The 25,554-nt window shown below is 56.3% G+C and carries 20 protein-coding genes; 15 read left to right on the forward strand and 5 right to left on the reverse strand.

The window, feature by feature from the left end; genetic code table 11:
* Nucleotides 1-143: 143 nt before the first annotated feature.
* On the forward strand, nucleotides 144-1,265 hold the full coding sequence (gene zapE / locus K0H63_RS14780) for a cell division protein ZapE (RefSeq protein ID WP_220065332.1): 1,122 nt from the start codon (nucleotides 144-146) through the stop codon (nucleotides 1,263-1,265).
* On the opposite strand, the gene K0H63_RS14785 is transcribed toward zapE, so the two are convergent.
* Nucleotides 1,262-2,710, reverse strand: coding sequence for an amidohydrolase family protein (locus K0H63_RS14785; protein ID WP_220065333.1), 1,449 nt, complete (start codon nucleotides 2,708-2,710; stop codon nucleotides 1,262-1,264). The two genes, zapE and K0H63_RS14785, sit on opposite strands and share 4 nt — an antisense overlap.
* A gap of 115 nt (nucleotides 2,711-2,825) precedes the next feature.
* Here K0H63_RS14785 and K0H63_RS14790 point away from each other — a divergent pair, with 115 nt between their 5' ends.
* Entirely contained in the window at nucleotides 2,826-3,749 is a 924-nt protein-coding gene (locus K0H63_RS14790) for a LysR substrate-binding domain-containing protein (RefSeq protein WP_220065334.1), read from the forward strand.
* Here K0H63_RS14790 and glnE read toward each other — a convergent pair.
* Nucleotides 3,689-6,574 (reverse strand): bifunctional [glutamate--ammonia ligase]-adenylyl-L-tyrosine phosphorylase/[glutamate--ammonia-ligase] adenylyltransferase, encoded by a 2,886-nt coding sequence (gene glnE, locus K0H63_RS14795; protein WP_220065335.1) that lies wholly within the window; start codon nucleotides 6,572-6,574, stop codon nucleotides 3,689-3,691. The genes K0H63_RS14790 and glnE overlap by 61 nt on opposite strands.
* Nucleotides 6,575-6,790: 216 nt before the next feature.
* Here glnE and K0H63_RS14800 point away from each other — a divergent pair, with 216 nt between their 5' ends.
* The 8 genes from K0H63_RS14800 (at nucleotide 6,791) to K0H63_RS14835 (ending at nucleotide 13,609) form a co-directional block, all read left to right on the forward strand.
* A complete protein-coding gene (locus tag K0H63_RS14800) occupies nucleotides 6,791-7,768 on the forward strand; it encodes a hypothetical protein (protein WP_220065336.1) in 978 nt (325 codons plus the stop codon).
* A 23-nt stretch (nucleotides 7,769-7,791) separates the two neighbouring features.
* On the forward strand, nucleotides 7,792-8,691 hold the full coding sequence (locus K0H63_RS14805; protein ID WP_220065337.1) for a DUF350 domain-containing protein: 900 nt from the start codon (nucleotides 7,792-7,794) through the stop codon (nucleotides 8,689-8,691).
* Nucleotides 8,692-8,694: 3 nt separating this feature from the next.
* Nucleotides 8,695-10,410: a polyamine aminopropyltransferase gene (locus K0H63_RS14810; protein WP_220065338.1), complete on the forward strand. Its 1,716-nt coding sequence runs from the start codon at nucleotides 8,695-8,697 to the stop codon at nucleotides 10,408-10,410.
* Between the two features lie 136 nt (nucleotides 10,411-10,546).
* Nucleotides 10,547-10,960 (forward strand): YjfI family protein, encoded by a 414-nt coding sequence (locus K0H63_RS14815; RefSeq protein ID WP_011760775.1) that lies wholly within the window; start codon nucleotides 10,547-10,549, stop codon nucleotides 10,958-10,960.
* 10 nt (nucleotides 10,961-10,970) lie between these two features.
* On the forward strand, nucleotides 10,971-11,660 hold the full coding sequence (locus K0H63_RS14820; protein WP_220065339.1) for a PspA/IM30 family protein: 690 nt from the start codon (nucleotides 10,971-10,973) through the stop codon (nucleotides 11,658-11,660).
* A 99-nt stretch (nucleotides 11,661-11,759) separates the two neighbouring features.
* Nucleotides 11,760-12,407 (forward strand): hypothetical protein, encoded by a 648-nt coding sequence (locus K0H63_RS14825; RefSeq protein WP_220065340.1) that lies wholly within the window; start codon nucleotides 11,760-11,762, stop codon nucleotides 12,405-12,407.
* A complete protein-coding gene (locus tag K0H63_RS14830) occupies nucleotides 12,404-12,733 on the forward strand; it encodes a hypothetical protein (protein ID WP_220065341.1) in 330 nt (109 codons plus the stop codon). The genes K0H63_RS14825 and K0H63_RS14830 overlap by 4 nt, the downstream gene beginning before the upstream one ends.
* 33 nt (nucleotides 12,734-12,766) lie before the next feature.
* Nucleotides 12,767-13,609, forward strand: a complete 843-nt coding sequence (locus K0H63_RS14835; RefSeq protein WP_220065342.1) for an ion transporter — start codon at nucleotides 12,767-12,769, stop codon at nucleotides 13,607-13,609.
* 130 nt (nucleotides 13,610-13,739) lie between these two features.
* Here the strand turns inward: K0H63_RS14835 and K0H63_RS14840 are convergent, their stop codons facing one another.
* Nucleotides 13,740-15,218 (reverse strand): CYTH domain-containing protein, encoded by a 1,479-nt coding sequence (locus K0H63_RS14840; protein ID WP_220065343.1) that lies wholly within the window; start codon nucleotides 15,216-15,218, stop codon nucleotides 13,740-13,742.
* 231 nt (nucleotides 15,219-15,449) lie between these two features.
* Here K0H63_RS14840 and K0H63_RS14845 point away from each other — a divergent pair, with 231 nt between their 5' ends.
* The 5 genes from K0H63_RS14845 (at nucleotide 15,450) to K0H63_RS14865 (ending at nucleotide 21,895) form a co-directional block, all read left to right on the forward strand.
* Entirely contained in the window at nucleotides 15,450-16,130 is a 681-nt protein-coding gene (locus K0H63_RS14845; protein WP_220065344.1) for a TIGR00153 family protein, read from the forward strand.
* A gap of 15 nt (nucleotides 16,131-16,145) precedes the next feature.
* On the forward strand, nucleotides 16,146-17,417 hold the full coding sequence (locus K0H63_RS14850; RefSeq protein WP_220065345.1) for an inorganic phosphate transporter: 1,272 nt from the start codon (nucleotides 16,146-16,148) through the stop codon (nucleotides 17,415-17,417).
* 127 nt (nucleotides 17,418-17,544) lie between these two features.
* Nucleotides 17,545-18,147, forward strand: coding sequence for a TIGR04211 family SH3 domain-containing protein (locus tag K0H63_RS14855; protein WP_220065346.1), 603 nt, complete (start codon nucleotides 17,545-17,547; stop codon nucleotides 18,145-18,147).
* A gap of 276 nt (nucleotides 18,148-18,423) precedes the next feature.
* Nucleotides 18,424-21,600, forward strand: a complete 3,177-nt coding sequence (gene putA / locus K0H63_RS14860) for a bifunctional proline dehydrogenase/L-glutamate gamma-semialdehyde dehydrogenase PutA (protein ID WP_220065347.1) — start codon at nucleotides 18,424-18,426, stop codon at nucleotides 21,598-21,600.
* 118 nt (nucleotides 21,601-21,718) lie between these two features.
* Nucleotides 21,719-21,895, forward strand: coding sequence for a helix-turn-helix domain-containing protein (locus tag K0H63_RS14865; RefSeq protein WP_011760785.1), 177 nt, complete (start codon nucleotides 21,719-21,721; stop codon nucleotides 21,893-21,895).
* Between the two features lie 86 nt (nucleotides 21,896-21,981).
* Here K0H63_RS14865 and cydC read toward each other — a convergent pair whose 3' ends face one another.
* Entirely contained in the window at nucleotides 21,982-23,709 is a 1,728-nt protein-coding gene (gene cydC, locus K0H63_RS14870; protein ID WP_220065348.1) for a heme ABC transporter ATP-binding protein/permease CydC, read from the reverse strand.
* Nucleotides 23,706-25,499: a heme ABC transporter permease/ATP-binding protein CydD gene (gene cydD / locus K0H63_RS14875; RefSeq protein WP_220065349.1), complete on the reverse strand. Its 1,794-nt coding sequence runs from the start codon at nucleotides 25,497-25,499 to the stop codon at nucleotides 23,706-23,708. Before cydD ends, cydC begins: the two co-directional genes overlap by 4 nt.
* Nucleotides 25,500-25,554: the final 55 nt, after the last annotated feature.

Here is a 25,554-nt window from a genome sequence, read left to right on the forward strand (position 1 = left end):
TTGATTCCCTTATTCGATTTACCGGTTCAGACAGGCGAAATGGGCCACAGCATAGGTTATCCGCACCGGTACGCCAAGGACTGCGACAGGGCGGCAACCGGGCTGATATACTGCCACTCTTTGTGCCTCTCCGACCTAGCTGTATGCCAGACACTCGCCAAATCCCTGATTTTTCATCGCCAAGTGAAGCTTACCACCGGCTGTGCCAAACATCCCGGCTGCACCAAGACCCGGCGCAGTTAACGGCTCTGGCAGCCTTGCAACTGAGATTCGAGTCACTTCAAGAGCAAGCTGGCATTAAAGGGCTTTACCTCTGGGGGGATGTGGGCCGGGGCAAGACCTTACTCATGGACCTCTTCCATGCTTCCCTCGGGGATATCCCCAACCTGCGGCTGCATTTCCATCACTTTATGGCCCGGATTCACCGGCAATTAAATCAACTCACCGGTATACGCGACCCACTGAGACATCTGGCGCGTCAGCTGGCAAAGGACTGCCGCGTTCTCTGTTTTGATGAGTTTTTTGTCTCGGACATAGGTGATGCCATTATTTTGGGGCGCTTGTGCGAGGCACTGTTTGATGAGGGCGTTATGCTGGTTGCCACCTCCAACACGCCAATCCACAGACTGTACGAAAACGGCCTGCAGCGGGACAGGTTTCTGCCTGCCATCGCGCTCTTGCAGCAACAGCTGGAGTCCATTCACTTAAACGGCAGCGTGGATCATCGAATCAATGCAGAATCGGCAAACCCCGGGCTGCAGCGCTGGCTGTGTGGCGGCGAGGCTGATTTCGATGCACTCTTCGGCCCTGATGCATGCTGCAACGTTGAGATGCAGGTACTGGGGCGCCCTATTCATGCCAAACGCACGGCTTCGGGCATTGCCTGGTTCCGCTTTGAAGACTTGTGTGATGGTCCCCGCTCGCAGCTGGACTATATGGCGCTGGCAGAGCAGTTGGAGGTCTTGGTGCTCAGTGAGGTGCCAAGGCTCGGCGGCGAACCCCGGGGCTGGATCCGTGCCCGGGGGACCGAAGATGGCGTTGAAGCGACAATTACCGGCGAGCGCATCTTAAGTTATGCCCCCCAGGATGATGCGGCGCGGCGCTTTATTGCCTTGGTGGATGAGTTTTACGATCAGGGCAAGCTGCTGTATTTACACACCCAGGTCCCCCTCGACGAGCTTTATTGTCAGGGGGCTCTGGGATTTGAATTTCGCCGCACCCAAAGCCGGCTTCAGCAGATGCTGCGGGCCGACTGGCAGGGCTAGATATCCTTGCGGCCGGTGTTGAGGATTTGCACCGCCGCAGCGGCATTGTCTTTCCAGCGCGTGAGCTGAGCTTCGTTGTGATATTCCCCACCCAGCACCAGGCTGTCGATTGCCAGTGTCGCGCTGATATCCGCCAGGGGGTTGGCCTTTAGCACCAACAAATCCGCCCGCTTACCCTCGACGATACTGCCGTAGTCCTTATCCAGTCCCATAAATTTGGCCCCATCGAGGGTGGCAGCGCGCAAAATTCTCGCCGGGCTCAGTCCCACCTCTTGCCACAGCTGCAATTCAGTATGCAGCCCTTCGGCAGGATACACATAGGTATTGAGCGCCGCAGAGTCACTGCCCGCAAGCAACGTTACCCCGGCGGCGTCCAGGTAACGCAGCTGAGTCGCCTCGGCCTCATAGCGCTGCTTGCGAGCGCGCCACTGCTCGGGCGTTTGCTCGCCCATGCGCTCGATGCGCCAGCGGTATTTGTCGGTAAAGGCCGTAGTGAGATAACGCAGAAACGCATCCTGACTGTGATCCTGGGTGTCAAGATTCGCCAGCTGATAGCCACCAATCAGGGTGGGCGTGACGGCCACGCCCTCGGCCGCCAGCATCTTATATCCCTCAGAGGCGACGTGCTGCTCGAATCCCTGCCGGTACCGGACGGCGGCATCTTTGGCCGACAGGGTGCCGTCTCTCACGGCCGCCGCGATGGGGGCCTCGTCACTGTGCCCCAAACGCAGCACGTAGGAGGCATGTTCAATACTCGACAGCCCGGTGCGGGCGGCATCGGCCACACTCACGCCATAGGGAATGTGGCTGGATACCCGAAACCCACGGCTGTGAGCTTCGGCCACGGTTTTAAGATAGAGCGCCGGTGTCATGGTGTTTTCGGTTATCTTGATGAAATCCACCTTCATGGCGGTCAGCTTCTCCATGCCACGCCCCATGGCCGCCTCATCACCGACCTCCATATCACCGCTCCACAGGGAGTCTATCCCCTCAAATTTTTGCCCTGCCGAAAAAATACGCGGACCAAGGCGCTCGCCATCAGCAATTTGCCGGCGCCATACCATCACTTCCGGGGCAAGGTCGCTGGCGGCTTCCCGCACCGCCGTAATGCCATAGGCCAAATAAAGGGGGAGCAGCAGCGCGTTATCCTCCACCAGCTCACGCCCCTCAAAGTGCACATGCATATCCCACAAGGATGGCAACAGATACTGACCGCCCAGGTCTTGCGTGCTGTCGGCCTGCAGTGGCTTATTCGCCGGCGCCACACGTACAATGCGGCCATCTCCAATCAGCAGCTGTTTCCCCTGCACCAGGCGGCCTTGCTCCACGTCCACCAGCTGGAAATTGGTCAGTTTAAGGCTTTGGGCATGGGCCGTGCCCCCCAATACCAGGCCGATACTGAGAGTCAGGCCAAGGGTGCGAACGAGTGGTTTGAGTCTGGACATTATCCGGGATCCTTTGAGGGTCTTGTTATTGTGCCCCGAGTCTAGGATGCGGCAATTTGATTTAAAAATTAAATAACGAAATAATCATCAGTGGATTTACCACTGGAACCTAACTATGTCATCCCCATCGCTCGGCACCGAGCAGGTATTCCCCCAACAGGCCTTGCTGGATCCCGTGCTGCTGCGGGCCTTTGTGGCTGTGGCCGACAGCGGCAGCTTTACCCGCGCCGCAGCCGCTACCCATTTAACCCAATCCACCGTGAGCCAACAGGTAAAACGGCTTGAGCAGCAATTGGGCTGTGAGTTACTTAGCCGTAAGGGGCGCTACGCCATGCCCACCGTGGATGGCGAGCGGCTTTTGGGTTATGCCCGGCAAATATTGGCCCTGATGGCTGAGGCGGGCATGGCACCTGAGCAGCCGCCCTTGCTGCGCCTCGCCGTGGCAGAAGATTTTGCCGGAAACGCCCTGATGCCCATCCTGATGAAACTCAGGACACGCTATCCCAACGTAAAGCTTGAGGTGCAATCGGGCCTGAGTAAACCGCTGTATCAGGCATTTCAGGAAGGAATGGTGGAGCTGGCACTGATTAAACAGCGCCAGGGAGAGCACCCAGCCAAAGCCTGTTGGCCAGAGGCGCTGAGCTGGCTTGCCGCCGCAAACTGGCAGGCTGTGAAAGCGGGAGAGCCACTGCCCCTGGTTGCCTTTCCGGCGGGAGGCCTGTATCGCAACGAAATGGCCCAGCTGCTGGATGAAGCTGGCATTCCCTGGCGACTGGTATACAGCAGCAATTCCCTAGAAGGTGTACTTTGCGCCGTCGCCGCCGGGATGGGGGTCAGCCTGTTACCCAGCCGTTTTATCCGGGCCGGGGAACATAAAGAGATAGCATCGCTGCCCCGGGCAACCGCCATGGAGCTGGCGCTGCACCTTGCCGGCTCACCGGGGGCTGAACTGCAGTACCTGGCAGATGAAATCGGTGCTTATTGCGCCCGGCTCTCCACTGGCAGTTCATCACTGTTACCCCCCAGTACATCGGCGTAGATGGCACGCACCCGCTCACTGTGCTCGGCAACGGCGATGGCCGGTAACTGACCGGCCTCACGCTGCAGCGTCAGCCTGTGGTTTTCATCCCGCAAGGTACAGTAAGCGGCAATCAGCTGCTGCGCCACAGGCAAAGGCAGTATGTCGAGTTCGGCGGCCGTCTGGAAAATCCGCACGTTATCAGACCATACGGTCAAATCCTCAAACTCTGCGCTACCCGCCAACACCAGATACTGGGCAATAAACTCAATATCCGTAATGCCACCCGGGCTCTGCTTCAAATCGAACATGCCCTCGTCCACTTTCAGCAGGTGCTCACGCATCTTGGTACGCATGGCTTTAACCTCGCCCTTGAGCACGGCAGGATCCCGTAGCTTGCCAAGCACCTCGGCGCGGATCTCACTGAAACGGGCCGCCAACTGGTTATCACCAAACACAAAGCGCGACCGCACCAGCGCCTGATGTTCCCAGGTCCAGGCTTCCTGCTGCTGATATTCGCCAAAGCGTTCTATCTCACTCACCAGTAAACCCGATGCACCTGAGGGGCGCAGCCGCATATCCACTTCATAGAGTTCCCCTGAGGTGGTGCGGGTGGAGAAGAGGTGCAAAATGCGCTGAGCGAGTTTGAGATAAAAATGGCTGGTTTCGATTTGCCGCTCGCCGGTGGTGAGCCCTGTGCCCTGATGATTGTGCAAAAACACCAAATCCAAATCGGAGCCATAACCCAGCTCAATACCGCCGAGTTTGCCGTAGGCAATCACGGCAAAGCCCATCTGCCCGGGCTCGAGATGCGACGGAACCCCATGACGGGCAGCAACCTGACCCCATGCCTGATGTACCACCTGCTCAATGATGGCTTCGGCGAGGAAGGTCAGATGGTCGCTGACCTGCATAATAGGGAGTACCCCGGTGACGTCAGCGGCGGCAATCTTGAGTTGCTGGGTCAGCTTGAACTGACGCAGGGCTTCCATTTGCTGCTCCATGTCATCTTCGGGCACCCGCAGCAAATACTGACGCAGCTCACTGCCATAGTCGTCAAGGGAAGTAATGTCATAGAGGGCGGCAGGATCGATAAGTTCATCCAGCAGCATGGGAAACTTGGCCAGCTGATCGGCAATCCAGGGGCTGGCACAGCATAGGCTGACCAACTGAGCTCTGGCGCCCGGGTTTTCACACAGGAGCTCCAGATAGGTGGTACGTGTCAGTACCTGTTCAACCACATTAAAAACAGGGGCAAAGGCCGCCGATGGCGTGGGCATGGACACCAGTTCCCCCAACAGCTTGGGCATCAGACGATCGAGAGTTTCCCGCCCTCTGGGACCTATGGGACGGCGCGACATGGTTTCACGCCAGCCCTGAAGCAAAGGCCAGAGTGCCGGATCGTCGATGTGCTGATCTTTCAGCAGCGCTTCGGCATGGTCGTCTTCCTGCACATTCCAGAACTGCCAGGTCCAGTGCTCGTGATTGTCTTCGGCTTCTTCGCCGCCCACTGTGGCGCGAAAGTGACGGTGAATTTTGCCCATGGCCGCTTCGATATGGGCGCGCAGGTCAAACTCATTGGCCATTTCCAGGGCACAGCACAATCGCTGCCAATCCAGCGGGTTATCCGGTAGGGTTTGGGTTTGTTTGTCGTCGATGGCCTGAAGCAGGTTTTCAACCCTTCTGAGCAGCACATAAGCGTTTTTCAGCTCATCCACCGCCAGGTATTCCAGTTGGCCCAGGCTGTACAGGGTATCTATGGCGCCAAAAAGACTCTGGGTGCGCAGGCTGGGTTCACGCCCGCCCCGAATAAGCTGAAAGCTTTGCACCACGAACTCGACTTCACGGATACCGCCGGCGCCCAATTTAATGTTGTCGGTCAGGTGGCGGCGTCTCACTTCCTGGGCGATAAGCTGCTTCATGCGGCGCAGCGATTCTATCGCCGAAAAGTCGATATAACGGCGGTAAACAAAGGGGCGCAGCAAACTGTGCAGCTCATCGCTGTAGCCGCTCCAGGGGCCCAGCGCCCGGGCCTTGACCATGGCGTAGCGCTCCCAGTCACGGCCCTGCTCCTGATAATAGTCTTCCAGTGCACTGAAACTGACCACCAAAGGGCCGCTCTCCCCGTAGGGGCGCAGGCGCATATCTACCCGGAACACAAAACCATCGACCGTGACCTGAGACAGGAGATTCACCAGTCGCTGTCCCATGCGGATAAAAAACTGCTGGTTATCCAGCGATTTGCGCCCACCCTGGGTTTCGCCGTGCTCGGGGAAAGTAAAAATCAGGTCGATGTCAGAGGAGAAATTCAGCTCACGGCCCCCCAGTTTACCCATCCCCAGGATCATCAGGGGCTGAGGGCGACCATCCGCATCCGTGGGAATGCCGAGGCTTTGGCACATTTCCCGGTAGAGCCAATCCCGGCCCGCAATAATCAGGGCTTCGGCAAGGGAAGAAATATCCAGCAGTGACTCACCGAGCGGCACCTTACCGGTAAAGTCGCGCCAGGCCAGACGCGCCATCTGAAAGTTGCGATAACGCCTCAGTACGGCCTTGGCCTCCTCTTCGGCCGTGACAGACGCCAGCGCCTGATGCAGCTCCCGGTCAAATGCACTTCTGTCGACCTTGTCCAGCAGACCATCAAAGAGCTGACCGATGCGCTCGGGATGGCGCGACAGCTCTCTGGCAATAAAATCGCTCAGCCCGGCAACCTGTTCCAGTTCCCGGCGCTGCACCGAGTCGAGCCCAATCAGAGACTCAGGATGGTGCGCCTCCAGAGATGCCAGCCACAGGCTGCCTTTTTCTTTGATTTCTTTCGGTATTTCTGCCTGATGTTGCTGCGACATAGTGTTCCCTGACAACCGAGTATCGACATATTATGTCGAGAATGATATAGGTAGTGGGTCTGCATTCCCGCATCCCGGGGGCAAGACGCCGATACCCGGATAAGGTTACTATAAACCTCTGGGGATGACCTACGGGTTAACCCGATAATATTCCCTGAATTTTTTAATGCACTGCCCAAGGCGTTCGCCTGCGGTGCAGGGATTAACGGAGTGAAAATGGCAGGATGGCTAAAACGCATCTTTCTCCCGCTGGGAGCTGTGATGCTGATGCTTGGCCTGGGAGGCTGCGGCGACGATGGCGCGGCCCAGCAGGCAAAGGAAATCGAAAAATACCTCGCGCTCACAGAGAGTCGTATCAACACCCTCGGTGGTATGCTGGATAAGGGGGAAATCCGCAACGCGACCCTGATTGCCCAATATGCCGAGCGGCTGAAGACTCAGGATGCGTCCTTGGCGCCCATCATTGACGCCCTGTCCCAGGATGCGGCCCGGGGTCCTCTGTATCAAAGCCTGGTCAGACGCCGCAGCGACGCCCTCGCCCCCGTCAACTTTGTCGATGAAGACATGCGCCTTGCGGAGCTGGAAAACCTCTATCAGGCGGCCGACCCTATTCTTTATAACGACATGCTGTCAGACCCCCTCAATGCACTGGCGGACATGTCTGGCGGCACCCTGCAGCGGATGAATGCCATCAGCCGCGAAGCCGAGCTTGCCGCCAATGGCGAAGACTTCGGACCGGGCAGTCAGCTCGTCGGCAACCCCACTTATGGTCAATGGCAAACCGGCAGCGACGGCACTTCATTCTGGGCCTGGTATGGCATGTACGCCATGTTCTCCAACCTGTTCCACCGGCCTGTTTACTACGATACCTGGTCAGGTCGTCGTCATTACAGCTATTACAACGATGTGGGCCGTTATCGATACAGCTCCCCAAGGGATTTGGCGCGCCAGCAGCAGGTCTTTACCCAGGCGAAAAAACGCTTCGACAGCCAGGGCAAACGGTTTGATAGCCCCTATGCCAAAACCCGCAGCGGTGCCAGCGGCCTGTCGCGACAGAGCCAACAGGCACCCAGTGTGGCCCAGGCCGCCAAGGCCCGTACCGAAAAACAGAAATTCCGCTCCAACTATGCCAAGGACAGCAGTTTTCGCGATGCCAAAAACCGCACCAGCCGCAGCACCCGACGTGGCAAGTGAGCCCAGAAATTAAGGATCTGATGATGACACTGTTACAAGACTATGGCCTGACACAAGAACTGTTGCTGATCCTGGCCATCGACCTCACCATCGCCGTGCTGCTGCTCACTGCCATGCGTTATCTGCAGGGGTGGAGCGTCAAGGTCAACAGCAGCCATGAGTTGGCGGAAAAAGACAACGCCGCCTTTGGCATCAGCACTGCCGGCGCTGTACTGGCATTGGGCATTGTGCTCACGGGCGCTATCACGGGTGCTGCAGCACCCGATTACCTCACCGAAGCCATCGGCATGAGCGCCTATGGTCTGTTTGGTATGCTGCTGATTAAAGTCGGCCGGGTAATGCACGATAAAATCGCCCTCAACAACATCGACAAAAATGCTCAAATACTCAAAGGCAACTTGTCGGTGGCACTGGTGGACGCCGCTGCGGCTGTGGCCACGGCCATTATCATTCGCGCCAGCCTACTGTGGGTTGAAGACTTAACCATCAATACCTTTATTGCCATCGGCACCGCCTTTGTGGTGTCGCAATTGATGCTGGTCCTGCTGACACGGCTTCGCGAAAACCGCTACAGCACCCGTAATCAGGGCGCCTGTATGCAGGAAGCCCTTGCCAAGGGCCATACTGCCCTGGCCATTCGCCACGCAGGGCACATGCTGGCCATGGCCTTAACCTTCAATGCCGCAAGCCACTTTATCCTGTTCTCACCAACGGCCTATGTAACCAACCTCCTCGGCTGGCTGTGTTTCTCGCTGGTGATGCTGCTAACACTCTCGCTGCTGCTGAAGCTGGTCAAACTGCTGGTGCTGGCCCGAATCGACCTCGCCGATGAAATCGAGCGCCAACATAATGTGGGCCTCGCGTCAGTAGAGGTTGCCATCAGTATTGCCATTGCACTTATTCTCACCGGATTGATGGCCTAAGCCATGGCGCTGGCACAGGACCTGCCTCGGCCGCCAACCCAGGCCAAACATCTCGGCCGCCTGGATGATGCTCTGCTATTGGGGATCATGGCGCTTTTGGCCGGGTGTGGCCTTATTTACGAGTATCTGCTCAGCCACTACGCCGGGCGAATTCTCGGTGCCATGGAAGCCGCCATCTACACCATGATTGGCCTGATGATTGTGGCCATGGGGGCCGGCGCCTTCGCTGCCCGGGCTATCCGCAATCCCTTTGCCGGTTTCGCATTGCTGGAGCTGACAGTGGCCCTGCTTGGTGCCTCCAGCGTGCTGTTTTGTGCCGCCGCCATTGGCCTCACCCAAAGATTGCCACAGCTATTGGCCGACACCTTTGGTTTGCCGCCGGACCTCTTGCCAACCGGCGGGTTTCTGGGCCAGATACAACAGCTGATGCAGTATCTGCCCTATCTGGTGGGCACCTTACTTGGGCTGTTAATCGGTATGGAAATCCCGCTTATCGCCAGGGTGCGCCAGGCACTCTCCGACGAGCATCTGCTGCACAATGCCGGCACCATCTATGGTGCCGACTATCTGGGTGCAGGGGTTGGCGCCGCCATCTGGGTGGGTCTGATGCTGGCCATGGATATTCAGCTCGCGGCCGCCCTCACCGCCAGCGTGAATCTGTTGGCAGGTTTGGCTTTTATCCTGCGTTTCAGAACTCGCCTCAGACACTTTATGTGGCTATTGCTTGGGCATGTTCTGGCGTCCTTCGCCCTTATGCTGCTGGCGTTTAAAGGCCCGGCACTGGAGCAGGACTTCAATAGCCTGCTCTACAAAGACCGGGTGATTTACTCCCAGGCAACCCGCTTTCAGCAACTGGTATTCACCGAAAGACTCAGGGGCAAGGCGCCCCCCGTGTATTCCCTGTATCTGAATGGTCGTTTGCAGTTTTCCACACAGGATGAGGCCATATATCACGGCTTTTTGGTGTGGCCGGCTATGATGGCAGCAGCCAGACACGACAGGGTGCTGATTATCGGTGGCGGTGACGGCATGGCCGCCCGGGATGTGCTCCAGTGGCAGCCCAACGAAGTGGTACTGATGGACCTGGATGAACAGCTGGTTCGCCTGTTTCAATCACCGGCTGACGATATGCCACCACGCCTGTCCAACACGCTGCTGACGCAGAATGCCGGGGCACTGCAGGACCCAAGACTCACGCTGATGTTTGATGATGCCTTCAATGGCGTAGACAGGCTCATAGAAGCTGGCCGTCACTTTGATGTGGTGATAGTGGACTTGCCGGACCCAAGTCATCCGGATCTTTCCAAGCTCTATTCCGATCTCTTTTACCGCAAACTCAAAGAACTGCTAAGCCACGACGGCGCCATTGCGATTCAATCCACCTCTCCCTGGCATGCCACCCGCGCCTTCCTGAGTGTGGGTAACACCCTGGCGTCGGCGGGATTCAACATTGCCCGCTATCACCAAAACGTCCCCAGCTTCGGTGAGTGGGGCTGGACCCTGGGTACCCTATCGGGCAACGCCAAGACAAAAGTCATGGCGGCAAAGCCCATCCCCCATACCTGGCTCAGCAAAGAGATGATAAACGGTGCCTTTGCCTTTCCTCCGGGATTTGAAGAGCGGGCTGGGGCGGTGGATATCAACCGCTTCGGGTCGCAGGTGATTTATCAATATCATCAGGAAGCATGGCAAGAAGAGAGCGGTATCAATTTGTTTTAACAGGGAAAACCATTAAAACAGTTCACGCCGTAAAACAGGCTACACACAGGGCGGAAAAACGACCAAGATAACGCTTGACATATTATGTCCCGGTGTTATCTTGAACAACAGACATATTATGTCAGAGAGGACAACTATGAATATCCACGCTATCGCCAATCATCTCAATGGACTGGGTGACAACAGCCAGACCGGCTTCAGGTTTGATTGTTATCCCATCGAAGGTGATGTGGAGGTACTGCAGGTCAATATCGTAGGCCGGGAGGAGATCCCGATTTTTGTGTCGGTTACCGATAATCAGGTGCTCTGCATCAGCTACCTGTGGGGTGAAGACGAAGTCAAAACCGAGACCCGTGCCGAGATGTTTGAAACCATGCTGGAACTGAACATCCCCATGCCACTGTCGGCCTTTGCCAAAATCGACGACAAATATGTGGTATATGGCGCGCTGTCGCTCAAGTCCAGCATGGCTGAAATAGAACAGGAGCTCAGTGTCCTGTCAGACAACTGTCTCGAAGTTATCGCCGAAATGGCCGATTACCTGAATTAAGGAGCGCATTATGGGCATTCTCAACAAAATTCTGACCGCCTTTCGCGGTGGCGCCAACGAAATTGGCCAAAACATTGTCGATGCTAACTCGACCCGTATTTTTGAGCAGGAAATTCGCGACGCCGAAAAACACCTGACCAAAGCCAAGCGCGACCTGACCGACGTGATGGCCAAAGAAATGGCTGCCGCCCGTGAAGTTGACCGCTTGAAGCGCACCATTGGTGAGCATGAAGGCTACGCAACCCAGGCGCTGGAAAAAGGCAATGAGGCACTGGCTCTGGAAGTGGCCGAAAAGATTGCCCAGCTGGAGCAGGAACTGGCCGAGCAGCAATCCGCCAACGAGGCCTTCTCCAATAACGCCGCCAAGCTGAAAGAACTGGTGAAGAAAACCGAGCGTCAGTTGGCCGATTATCAGCGTCAACTGTCGATGGTAAAAACCACCGAAAGCGTGCAAAAGGCCACCGCCTCCATCACAGACTCTTTTGCTTCCAGCAACTCCAAGCTGCTGAATGCCAAAGAATCACTGGAGCGTATCAAGGCCCGTCAGCAGCAGTTTGACGACCGTATGAAGGCCGCCGAAACCCTCGAGAGCGAAAACAGTGACAAGTCACTGGCTGCCAAACTGGCTGAAGCCGGTATCGGCGAGCAAAAGAGCGATGCCAATGCCGTACTTGAAAGGCTCAAGGCACGTAAAGGTTAATCGCCTCGATACATACAACACCCGGGCCAAACGGCGCCGGGTGTTTGTGTTTGTTCTGTACCAGCCGTTATACACTTCATCCGCGCACGGAGCTCTGACATGAGTTTTTTTAAAAGCCTCTTCGGTGACAAGTCCGTTCCTCCCAGAGTCATCAAGCACCCCAAAGAGCTGAAAAAAGGCGACATTATCAGCCTGGACAATGACTTTGGCCTGCCGCAGCAACTGCGCGGCCAGTCGTTGGAAGTGATTGCGGTCAATACCTATGAGTTTGAGCGCAGTCAGGAAACCGAATGGCAGCTCAAAGGGGCCGGTGGCGATACTCTCTACATAAGCCTGGTGGATGACGATGAGCCAGCGCTGTGCTTCAGCCTGAAGATACAGCGCAGCGACGTGGAAACCCTGTTTGACCTGGATGCCTTCAGCGACATTTTTGAAGAAGATTGCAAAGCTAGTCTCTCGACGCAGCAGGTCCCATCCCATCTTGAGCAATGGGTTGCAAATCAATACCATGAAGTGGTGTTCGCCCAGTTCGGCTATTTCCATCGTGAAGACTACCGTGGCCTGAAACCGCCTCAGGATGCCAATGGCGCCACGGGTGAACCCTTTGAGCGCTATCTGCTGGAAGATACGAGCGAAACTTATTCGGTGGAAGTGGAAGTGTACGAAGGTGGAGAGACAGACGTGCTTGTCGGCCTGACAAAGCCCCTTGGGATTATTCGAGAGTACTGGCCAGGAACCCCATCATGACCAAGACCAAACACCCGCTGCCGGAAACCTGGCTGCAAAACCAAAAGGCCGCCAAGGCGACTCAGGTTGCCTTCGATTTGGATGAAAAGTTTCAGTACCAGATCCGCAAAGCCGCACTGGATGCCAATCGCAGCCCATCGGATCAAATTCGCTCCATCCTGGGGCTGCCGGTGGCCAAGCGGCCAACCCGCCCCAGGCTCACTGTATCACTGAGCCCTGACGACTATGTTCGCCTGGCCGAAAAATACGGATTGAGTGCAGACAGTCAGCTTGAAATTAAAAAGCGGGTACTGGAAGACCTGGTCAATTTTGTTTCTGAAGACTGAGTTACAGCCAAATCCAGGACTTGGGGGAGTCAGATGCCAGAACATACAAATGTGCACGTCAAGCGCATAAAAAGCCCACAGCCGATAGAGCTGGCGATGATGTTATTGTCATTGCTGGCGGTTATCGTGGTTCTGGTGATGACCTTTGGTCGCCTCGATGCCGAAACCTATCGACTGCTGTTTTTTATCGACACCAGCATTTGCACCATCTTCCTGGTGCACTTTTTTACAGGGCTTTTCAAAGCTGCCAATAAATGGCACTTCATTCGGGACCACTGGATTGACTTTGTCGCCAGCATTCCGGCCATCGAAACCCTCAGATTCGCCCGTCTGTTTCAAATTCTGCGGGTTATCCGTCTTATCCGTATGAGCCGCTCCCTTTTGGCTCAGGTCCTCAGGCAAAGACGTCAGGCAACGCTGGCGAGCCTTTTGGTGGCGCTGGTGACTATTCTGACCCTGTCTTCAGTGGCTATTTTACTGGTGGAGTCTCCAGCTGAGGGGTCCAACATACTCACCGCCGAGCAGGCCATCTGGTGGGCCATGGTGACTATCTCTACCGTGGGGTATGGCGATCATTACCCTGTTACTACCGCAGGGCACATAGTTGGCTCCATGGTCATCGTCTGCGGTGTGAGCTTTTTTGGTATTATCTCGGGTTATATGGCGTCGGTATTTGTGGCGCCGGACGACGAAGAGCGCCAGGAAGCCCAGGCTGAAAATATTCGCCATGAGTTGGATGCTGCGCTCAAACGCATGGAAGATAACCAGGCCACCATGCTGAGGGAAATGGCCGCTCTGAAACACGCACTTAAAGAAGCCAGGGATGCGGCAGCACCCAAGGAAAGCACAGACAACGGCAACACAACCGAGCAATGAATCTTTGTCCATACCCTGCTACGGCTACCCATAAAAAACGCCCGACTAGTTCGGGCGTTTTTTATGGGTGTGCTTGAGACAAGCCACCCGCCTTGTCGGGACATTAAGGCAAAGAGCAATGTTGTGGCTTTCAGCTCTGCCAATATGGCGGTTGGGCCAGTGCCGAGCGATGGCTCTGCTCCAGTGCATGCATCAGGCTTAAGGACTTATCGTCGAGCCACTCTTGCATCTCTGCCGCTGGGCCTGCCAGCTCACCCAGCAACAGGTAGGCTCTCAGGGTATCTATGCCGCGGCGAAGGTCTTGCCATGGCGCACGGTACTGACGCCTGGCATCGCTGCTGTACAGCTCTCCATAGGCAAGTCCCACCAGCAGCGCTTCATCCAGAGCACTGCCCAAACGTAAAAAATCGCGGGCGTTTGCGCCTTGGGCAGCGGGCTCCGGCATCAACCCCTGAATCGTCTCCCAGGACGCCTCCTGCAGTGCATCGGCCACCTGACGAAGACCTTTTTCAGCCACGGGCTTTGGTAACATCAGCAGTCGAACCAGTGCCAACTGCACCTGGCCGTATGCGGGCATGCGCCAAAGCGCTTGCAGTCGTTCGGTCGATACCTGAGCGCCAAGGCGTGCCTGCGCCTCCTGCTGCCAATGCAGTGCATCTTTGCGCCGCCCCAGCAACGAATCCCGGTTTTCAGCAATAAAGGTGAGTGCAATGAGTTCGTCCACAAACCCCATGGCCTGACGAATGTCGTTGAAGGCTGCCTCAAGCTCTGGCGTTAACAGATTAAACTGTCGGCAGCTGGCTTCGAGCAGCCCAATGCAGGTGCGCATTCTTAACCAAAGCGAGGCACTGCCGTTGGGATCGGCCACAGATTGCCACAGCAAATCTTCCAACAACTGCCAACGCTCAAGGGCGGTTTCAAGTAAGGTGGTCAGGGCCTCCTCGGCGCTGGCAGCAGGGGCAATCGGAATAGTTTCCAGCGCCTGAGGGGCCGCCTTGGATGCCATTCCCGCGAGTCGGTAGCCACGTTGCGCCTTACTGGCCTTGCCCAGCCGCAACGGGATGGTGTTGGCGAGCTCTGAAGCCAACTCGAGGAGAGCCATCGGCTCGCCGGCCATGAGTTCAAATTCGAGTTCACACAGGGGCTCTTCCTTACCCGCAGCGCAAATCAGCCCCTGATCCAGAGCGATTTCGATACGAGTTTTCCCCTCTTCCACCAACCAGGTGAGACGCCTGAAATCGGTATTGAAAATACAGGCCAAGCGCGTCTGGGTAGCTTTCAAGTCTGCGCCTTGTGGCCAAATATGCGTCGGAAACAGCGACAGTTCCGGTGTATCTGCCTCGATATCGACGTTATATTCGGGCCGGGTATGAATACCGCCGACGACCTTGCCGGCGGTCTTGATAGTTTGCTCGCGCTTGCCATTGCGGCCACGTACCCTGAGGCCCATATCCCACTGGCGCAATTGCATGTCGGGGGTATCAAAGTATCCGTTGCTCAACTGAGCATCGTCGCGGATACTGTGCGAAAATCTGTTATTGAGTGCCTGGATGAGGCTATCTTTATATTCGGGAAGGAAAAAAAGCTTGAGTTCTATCTCGGCTTCCATTGAAAAGGGCCCTGGAGTTCATCAAAAATTCATCAAACTGACACCTAAGCGTCATAATGTCATACTGTTGTCACAATTCTTCAGTATGATGCGCGCCGTGGGTTAGGTTATAACCCGATAGTATAAAGACTTGCGTTTTTTAGGTAAAAACACAGTTTCAATACGTGGACGCTTGGGTTACCATGCGCCCGCAATTTCCAATAGTGGAATAACCTACATAGGTAAACGGCTATGCCAGTAAACTCCATTTTGGGCGTGTTTGCAAAATCGCCAATCAAGCCGCTGCAAGAGCACATCGATAAAGTGCACGAGTGCGCCAACTTCCTCATCCCTTTCTTCGAAGCCACTACTTCAGGAGATTGGGATACAGCCACAGAGCTTCGCAAACAAATCAACAAAGCAGAAAAAGAAGCGGACGCCCTCAAGCGTGAAATCCGTTTGACCCTGCCTGGCGGTTTGTTCATGCCTGTGGAACGGACTGACCTGCTGGAGCTTTTGACCCAGCAAGATAAGATTGCCAATAAAACAAAAGACATCTCCGGCCGCATCATAGGCCGAAACCTCGTCATTCCTGCACCTATCCAGGAACCTTTTATGGCTTACCTCAAGCGTTGTCTGGACGCTGTGGCCATGGCCAAAGAAGCTATCAACGAACTCGACGAACTGCTTGAAGCCGGTTTCCGTGGTCGTGAAGTCGCCCTGGTAGAAAAAATGGTCAGTGAGCTCGATGCCATCGAAGAAGACACTGACGCACTGCAAATCACCGTACGCCGCGGTCTTTATGCCGTTGAAGAAGGCATGAGCGCCGTTGATGTGATGTTCCTTTATAAGATCATCGAGTGGGTTGGCGACTTGGCCGATCTCTCAGAGCGTGTCGGTTCCCGCCTTGAGCTGATGTTGGCTCGCGTATAACGAAGGTTATAAAAAATGGTTGATATATTTGTCACCTATGGCCCGTGGCTGATTGCCATCGCGGCCGCATTCGGTTTCCTGATGGCCTGGGGTATTGGCGCCAATGACGTAGCCAACGCCATGGGAACCTCAGTTGGCTCCAATGCCATTACCATCAAACAGGCGATCATCATTGCGATGATTTTCGAATTTGCCGGTGCTTATCTGGCCGGTGGTGAAGTAACCAGTACCATACGCAACGGCATTATCGATGCCGGCTACTTTACCGAAGTACCGCACCTATTGGTATACGGTATGATCTCAGCCTTGCTGGCCGCCGGTATTTGGTTGGTGGTGGCTTCTGCTCTGGGCTGGCCCGTGTCTACTACTCACTCTATCGTGGGCGCCATCATCGGCTTCGCCGCTGTAGGTGTAGGCTCTGACGCCGTGGCCTGGGGTAAAGTGACTGGTATCGTGGGTTCCTGGATTGTGACCCCCGCCATCTCCGGCTTTATCGCCTTCCTGATTTTCCAGAGTGCCCAGAAGCTGATTTTCAACACCGACAATCCACTGGAAAACGCCAAGCGTTACGTGCCGTTTTACATGGCACTGGCCGGTTTTGTGATGTCACTGGTGACCATCAAGAAGGGCTTGAAGCACGTAGGTCTGCACTTCTCAGCCCTGGAAGCTTACGCACTGGCCATCGCTATCGGTATCGCCGTTGCCATCGTAGGTAAAATGTTTATCGGCCGCCTGAAAATGGCTGAAAAAGCTGACCGTCACACTCAGTTTGCCAACGTGGAAAAAGTGTTTGCCGTGCTGATGGTGGTTTCAGCCTGTTGTATGGCCTTTGCCCACGGCTCAAACGACGTAGCCAACGCCATTGGCCCTCTGGCTGCCGTAGTATCTGTGGTAAACAGCGGTGGTGAGATTGCTGCCAAGTCTGCACTGGTATGGTGGATTTTGCCTCTGGGCGCCTTCGGTATCGTGTTTGGTCTGGCGATTTTCGGTAAGCGCGTGATGCAAACAATCGGTAAAAACATCACTCACCTGACCCCAAGCCGCGGCTTCGCTGCCGAGCTGGCTGCCGCGTCTACCGTGGTTATCGCCTCAGGTACAGGTTTGCCAATCTCTACCACCCAGACTCTGGTGGGTGCAGTATTGGGTGTGGGCATGGCCCGTGGTATCGCCGCCATTAACATCGGCGTGGTACGTAACATCGTTGTCAGTTGGGTAGTTACCCTGCCTGCCGGTGCCGGCTTGTCCATCATCTTCTTCTACATTATCTGGGGTGTATTCGGCGGATAAGCAAATAAACAGCTTAAACCACTGACAACAAGCCAAAAACAAGAGGGAAGTCGCGAGACTTCCCTCTTGCATTGGCGCCGCCAAATCCCTAGCATGGTGGCACACTTTTGCTGATGGGATGTAATCTGTGTTCAGACCCTTGTTTCTTGCCGGAGCCCTGCTCCTCTCCCCGGCCCTGATGGCTGAAAATCTGCCGCGCTATATTTCCGACGACATCTACATCTACCTGCATAACGGCCCGGGCAACGAGTTCCGCATTCTGGGCAGCATCAATGCCGGCACCCAGGTGTCTTTCACCGGTAAAACCTCAGGTGACTTTTCAGAAATTGTCGATCATCGTGGCCGCGAGGGCTGGGTTCGCACCGACGCGCTCAGCAGCGGCAAGAGCCTGAAGCAGCAGCTCGAAGAAGCTCAGCAAGCGCTGGAAGACAATCGCGCCGAACTGGCTGCCGTGCGGGAAGAATTCAAGGATGCCGATGGCACCATCCGCGGCCTGCGCGAGCAGCTTGCCAAGGCCGATGAACTGGTAAGAACGGCCACTGCAGACAAGAACAGTGCCGAAGCCGCCAGAGAACAAGCCGAATCTGAGATGCAGTCCCTGAAGAACAATGAGCGTTTCCGCCTGTGGCAAGAGGGAGGCCTGATTGCCGCCCTCGGTATTCTGGTGGGTGTCATTCTGGTTTACCTGCCCAGACCCCAGCGTAAACGCGCCGGCCGCTGGATGAATTAACCGTCAAATTCACCGTTGAAAATCATCAGGGCCCGGTCGATTTAAAACGCCCGGGCCTTGTCAATTGGGCGTTACGCACGCTTGTCCCAATCTAAATCAAACAATATTCACATTCCTCCCCCATCCAGTGTCGCCGATCACATTTTGCATGTATAATTTGCGCGCCCGAGACGTCAAATTGTATACAAAATGAAATAAAGGCGTCCGCCGGAGCGTCGGCCACCCCAAGCGAGCGTGCCCGATACCCCCTTAACCGGCCCAGATGGAAAGATAACTATGTTCAAAGCGAGTGAAGTACTGGCAGGTCGTTACGACAACGCCAATCTCGACGAATTGTTCAGTCTGATCAGTCAAAACTACATCGTTGATGAGGAAGCCTACCTCAAAGAACTGATTGCGCTGGTTCCGTCGAGCGACGAAGAAATCGCGCGCATCACCAGCCGTGCCCACGATCTGGTGGCCAAGGTTCGCCAATACGAGAAGAAAGGTTTAATGGTGGGCATCGATGCCTTCCTGCAGCAGTACTCCCTGGAAACCCAGGAAGGCATTATCCTCATGTGCCTGGCCGAGGCCCTGCTGCGTATTCCCGATGCCGAAACCGCCGACGCCCTGATTGCCGACAAGCTGTCCGGTGCCAAGTGGGATGAGCACATGTCCAAGAGTGACTCTGTGCTGGTAAACGCCTCCACCTGGGGCTTGATGCTGACAGGCAAAATCGTCCAACTCGACAAGAACCTCGACGGTACCCCGAGCAATCTGCTGAGCCGTCTGGTAAACCGTCTGGGTGAGCCTGTTATCCGTCAGGCCATGTACGCCGCCATGAAAATCATGGGCAAGCAGTTCGTACTGGGTCGCACCATCGAAGAAGGCCTGAAAAACGCCGCCGAGAAGCGCAAGCTGGGTTACACCCACTCCTACGACATGCTGGGCGAGGCTGCCCTGACCATGAAGGATGCCGACAAGTATTATCGCGATTACGCCAATGCCATTCAGGCACTGGGTACGGCCAAGTTCGATGAGAGCGAAGCCCCGCGTCCCACCATTTCCATCAAGCTCTCTGCCCTGCACCCACGTTACGAAGTGGCCAATGAAGACAGGGTAATGACCGAGCTGTATGGCACCCTGATCAAACTTATCGAACTGGCCCGTCGTCTTAACGTGGGTATTCAGATTGATGCCGAAGAAGTGGACCGTCTCGAGCTGTCTCTGAAACTCTTCAAGAAGCTGTATCAGTCTGACGCCGCCAAGGGTTGGGGTTTGCTGGGTATTGTGGTGCAGGCTTACTCCAAGCGCGCCCTGCCAGTGCTGATGTGGCTGACCCGCCTTGCCAAAGAACAGGGCGATGAAATCCCACTGCGTCTGGTGAAAGGCGCCTATTGGGACAGCGAGCTCAAGTGGGCCCAACAGGCCGGTGAAGCGGGCTATCCGCTGTTTACCCGCAAGGCTGCCACCGATGTGTCATACCTTGCCTGTGCCCGTTACCTGCTGTCTGAAGCGACCCGCGGCGTCATTTATCCGCAGTTTGCCAGCCACAACGCCCAGACTGTCGCTGCCATCACCGCCATGGTGGGCGATCGCAAGTTTGAATTCCAGCGCCTGCACGGCATGGGTCAGGAACTCTATGACACTGTGCTGGCAGAAGCGGCCGTACCCACAGTGCGCATCTACGCCCCGATTGGCGCTCATAAAGATCTGCTGCCTTATCTGGTGCGTCGTCTGCTGGAAAACGGTGCCAACACCTCATTTGTACACAAACTGGTGGATCCCAAGACGCCCATTGAGTCGCTGGTAACCCATCCGCTGAAAACCCTGCAAGGCTACAAGACCCTGGCAAACAACAAAATAGTAAAGCCCGCCGATATCTTCGGTGCTGAGCGTAAAAATTCCAAGGGACTCAATATGAACATCATTTCCGAATCCGAGCCATTCTTCGCGGCGCTGGAGAAATTCAAGGACACCCAGTGGAGCGCAGGCCCGCTGGTCAACGGTGAGACCCTGTCGGGTGAAGTGCGTGACGTGGTCAGCCCCTACAACACCACCCTGAAAGTGGGTCAGGTTGCCTTCGCAAGCGAAACGGCCATCGAACAGGCCATTGTCGGTGCCGACAAGGCATTTGCCAGCTGGTGCCGTACCCCCGTTGAGACCCGCGCCAATGCCCTGCAAAAGCTGGCGGATCTGCTGGAAGAAAACCGCGAAGAGCTGATTGCCCTGTGTACCCGCGAAGCCGGTAAGAGCATCCAGGACGGTATCGACGAAGTGCGCGAAGCCGTGGACTTCTGCCGCTACTATGCGGTTCAGGCCAAGAAGATGATGAGCAAGCCCGAGCTGCTGCCAGGCCCAACAGGCGAGCTGAACGAGCTGTTCCTGCAGGGTCGTGGTGTGTTTGTGTGTATCAGCCCATGGAACTTCCCACTGGCCATCTTCCTCGGTCAGGTAGCCGCTGCACTGGCAACCGGTAACACTGTCATTGCCAAGCCAGCCGAGCAAACCTGCCTGATTGGTTTCCGCGCCGTGCAGCTGGCCCATGAAGCCGGTATTCCAAAAGACGTACTGCAATTCCTGCCGGGCACTGGTGCCCTTGTGGGTGCCAAACTGACCTCTGATGAGCGTATCGGTGGCGTGTGCTTTACCGGTTCTACCACCACTGCCAAGGTCATCAACCGTGCCCTGGCGGGTCGTGATGGCGCCATCATCCCGCTGATTGCCGAAACCGGTGGTCAGAACGCCATGGTGGTGGATTCCACCAGCCAGCCTGAGCAGGTGGTAAACGATGTGGTGTCCTCCGCCTTTACCAGCGCCGGTCAGCGCTGCTCCGCCCTGCGGGTGCTCTATTTGCAGGAAGACATCGCCGAGCGCGTACTGGACGTGCTCAAGGGTGCCATGGATGAACTGACTCTGGGTAACCCAGGTTCGGTGAAAACCGACGTGGGCCCTGTGATTGATGCCGCCGCCAAGGCCAATCTGAATGCCCACATCGACCATATCAAGCAGGTGGGTCGTCCTATTCACCAACTGAGCCTGCCGGAAGGTACCGAAAATGGTCACTTCGTGGCGCCAACCGCGGTGGAAATCGACTCCATCAAGGTACTGACCAAAGAAAACTTCGGTCCTATCCTGCACGTGGTGCGTTACAAGGCTGCCGACCTGCAGAAGGTTATCGATGACATCAACTCTACCGGTTTCGGTCTGACCCTGGGCATCCACAGCCGCAACGAGGGCCATGCCCTGGAAGTGGCCGACAAGGTGAACGTGGGTAACGTGTATATCAACCGTAACCAAATCGGCGCCGTGGTTGGCGTGCAGCCATTCGGTGGTCAGGGCCTGTCCGGCACAGGTCCAAAAGCCGGCGGTCCACACTACCTGACCCGTTTTGTGACCGAGAAAACCCGCACCAACAACATTACCGCCATCGGTGGTAATGCGACATTGCTGTCTCTGGGCGACGCCGACTGATAGTCGACTGCCATCAAAAGCCGGGCTCTTGCCCGGCTTTTTTGTACCCCTTGCACGGCGGCGTCATTGGCTATACTTGATTAACCCCGATTAAGACCGCCATCAGAGGAACAGCCCAATGAGCGATAAACTGCTGACACTGGACGAAGTTGCCAAGCTGCTCGATAAATCTGCCGTCACCATCAAACGCTATGCCAGGGAACACCTGCTGACCAACGTGGGTGAAGGCGAAGAGCTTATGTTCAGGGAAGAAGAAGTCATGCGCTATTTGGAGTTTTCCAAACGCCTGGGTTAGCCAGGCCAGTCCGGCAGCGCCTGGTACTAAACGCCAGGTTCAAAGATAAAACAGGGCCAAATGGCCCTGTTTTTTAGTTTGCTGGTTTACTCACGACAGAGTGACAGTGCCCGGTACTCGGGATGCTGCGCCACCAGGACCTCGTGGCTGCCACTGGCACGCACCCGGCCATTTTCCAGAATATGGATAGCATCCATCTCCGTCATGGCAGTCAGTCTGTGGCTAATCATCACCAGAGTTTTGTCTTTGGCATGCTCAAACAGCAGCGCCAGCATTTGCCGTTCAGTGCGCCTATCGAGCCCTTCGGTGGGTTCGTCCAGCAGTAAAATGGGGCTGTCTTTCAAGAGCGCGCGGGCAATGCCGATGCGGCGGATCTCACCGCCTGAGAGCAAGCGTCCACCTTCGCCAATCCACAGCTTTAATCCATCGTCGCTTTGGGTCAAATAACCCAACCCCACCCGCTCCAGCACCTGTACCAGTGCCGCATCGGTGGGCGGTGTTTCACAGGCCATTGCCAGGTTGTCTTTGAGGGTACCGGCAAAGAGATGCACCCGCTGGCTCACCACAGTGATGGCGGAGCGCAGGGCTTTTTCCGTGACCTCCTGAATGTCTGTCTCTCCCACCCGAATACGCCCCGAGTCAGGGTTGTAGCCCCGGGTCAACAGGGTAAAGAGACTGGATTTCCCCACCCCTGTTTTGCCGAGCACAGCCACCCTGCTCCCCTGTCGAATATGCAGCGAAAACTGTGACAGCACCGGATGCCGGGATTGGTAACCAAACTCGATATCTTCGAAATAGATATCCCCGGCAGGCAGCTGCGCTTTCTCGCCAAACATGATATCGCTTTGCTTGTCGATAATGTCATTGACTCTGTCGCCCGCGGCAAGACACCCCGCCAGCTGACTGAATGCCCCAGCAAGGGGCATCAGCATTTCCATCACAGCCAGGCTGGCAAACAGCACCATGGCCGCCAATGGCCCGGGAGGCACCCTGTCGCCAACGCCGCCGGATGCCATGACCAACATCAGCAGGATGAGCACGCCATGTACCAGCACCAGCACTGCCTGCGATAGCCCCTGCAGGCTGGCCATGGTGCGCTGCGAACGCTGCCATTGCTGCTCGGTAAGGTCCAGGTCCTGGCGATACTTATCCAGCGCACCAAACAACCACAGTTCTGCTAAGCCCCCCAAAAACTCCAGGGACTGCACCCGGTAGCGGCGCTTTTGGTTCACAACCGCCACGGCGCTGCTGCGCCCAAGCAGATAAAAACTGAGGGGAATACAGCAAAGCGCCAACAACAAACCACCACAAAGCAGTATGGCGAGGCGCGTGTCAAACCATCCGATAAAGGCAAACAACGCCAGCAGCACAGCAACGAAGGCCCCCATAGGCACCAGCAGGCGCAGATACAGGTGATCCAGGGTATCGATGTCAGCGACCAAACGGTTAAGGAGTTCAGACTGCCTAAGCCCCGCCAAATCCTTGTCCGCCAGCGGCATCAGTGCCCGCCACACCTTGACCCTGAGCTCGGTCAGCAGTCTGAAGGTGGCTTCGTGGGTGGCAAGGCGCTCACCATAACGGCTCGCGGTGCGGGCAATGGACAAAAACCGCACCCCGCCTGCCGGCGTAAAAAAGTTAAAGGCCTGCGCCGTGGCAAGGCTCAGCCCCGCAACCGCAGTAGCAGACAAAAACCAGCCAGACAGCGACAACAGGCCGATTCCGGCCACCAGGGTGATAAAGGCCAGTAACAAACCGGTAAACATCATCAGCCATTGGCGGCGAAGCAGAGGTAAAAAAAGTTTAATCAAGTTCATGGCCTTACCTCCCCGTCAAAAGCCGGGGTGTCCAGGCTGCTCGCAAGCCCCGACTCAGACAAGAGCTCGGCAAAAAGGCCGTTGGCGTTGGCAAGCTCAGTCGCGGTTCCCGACTCCACAATGGTGCCGCCATCCATCACCAGTACACGGTCGAGCTGGGTCAGCGCTTCCAGGCGATGGCTGACCATCACCAGGCTCAGCCCCTCACTCTCCCGCATAATGCTCTCCATCACCTTGCGTTCACTGTCCACATCCAGACTGGCGCCGGGTTCATCCAGCAGGAAGATGTTGGGCTGACCTGCCAGGGCTCGTGCCAGCGCCAGTCGCTGGGCTTGCCCCACAGATACGCCGCCTCCACCTTCGGCGATGGCATATGACAGGCCATCGGCCGACCCGGCCACAAAATCCGCTATCTGCGCTTTGGCGAGCAGTTCATGGATTTGCTCATCGCCAAGCTCCCTGCCCATGGCAATATTGTCGCGAAGGCTGCCGTGGAAGAGATGTGGTTCCTGCCCAAGCCAGGCCACTGCGCCCCGCCACTGGGCCATATCCAGCTCGGTAAAAGGTATGCCGCCCACCGTCAGCTCCCCCTTGAAGGGCAAAAAGCCGAGCAGTGCATGCAACAGACTGCTTTTACCCGCCCCGGATGGACCAACGATGGCGAGGCGCTCCCCTTGTTTGAGACTGAATGACAGCGGCCCTGCCAGCAGTGCCCCCTGATGGCTGTAGATGCATACATCCCTAGCTTCGATATCGAGGCTGCCGGGAAGGGGCTCCTTGCCTTGCTGTTTATCGATATCGATAGCCAGCAGCTCAGACAGTGCCTCGGCGGCGGCCACCGCCTGCGCCTTGGCGTGGTAGTGGGTGCCCATGTCTCTGAGGGGCTGATAAAACTCAGGCGCCAACATCAGCACAAAAAGGCCGGTAAAGAGGCTGATACTTTGGCCGTAATGGCCAAAATCCAGGTGCCCCAGATAGCTGAAACCGAAATAAACCGCCACCAAAGCAAGGCTGACGGCGGCAAAAAACTCCAGTACCGCCGAGCTTAAAAATGCCATGCGCAGCACTGCCATGGTGCGGCTTCGAAATTCATCGGAGGCCTTTTCGATGGCCCGCCCTTCCGCTTCGGCCCGGTCGAAGAGCCGCAGGGTAACTATGCCTCTTAGCCTGTCCATAAAGTGCCCTGACAACCTTGAGAGGGCCGCAAAATGCTTACGGTTGGCATCAGCGGCGCCCATACCAACCAGGATCATAAAGAGGGGAATGAGTGGTGCTGTCCCCAGCAAAATCAGCCCGGCGGCCCAATTCAGCGGAAAAACACAGGCGAGAATAACCAAAGGGATCATGGCCGCCAGCGACAGCTGCGGCAGATAACGGGCGTAAAAGTCGTGCAGGTCTTCGATTTGCTCGAGCACCACGGCGCCCCAGCTGCCAAGAGGTTTACCCTTGATAAAGGCAGGTCCCAGTGCTGAAAGACGGTTTAGCACTTCGCCTCTAAGCTCGGTTCTAAGGCGGCGCCCCGCTTCAAAGCTGACCCGCTCACGGCCCCAGGCCACAATCGCCCTGGCAATAATAAGCCCCAGCAGGGCGCTTATCTCAGCCCCGACGGCTGAAATGGTTTCGCCCTGCATCACCACGGCGCTCAGCATACGGGCCAGCAACCAGGCCTGACCTATGAGTAACAAACCGGCGAGCAGCCCCAGGGCAACGCTCAGCAGCAGAAAAGGACCACAGGCAGCCTTGCGGGATTTAAGCCAGAGGGCGAGTTGTTTTTCGAGGGATTTGTCCATGTATATCCTGCGCCAACGCCCCTTGACCGGGGCCGGGAATTACGGCAGGGAGGCA

This window comes from Shewanella zhangzhouensis (genome assembly GCF_019457615.1).
GTDB lineage: Bacteria > Pseudomonadota > Gammaproteobacteria > Enterobacterales > Shewanellaceae > Shewanella > Shewanella zhangzhouensis.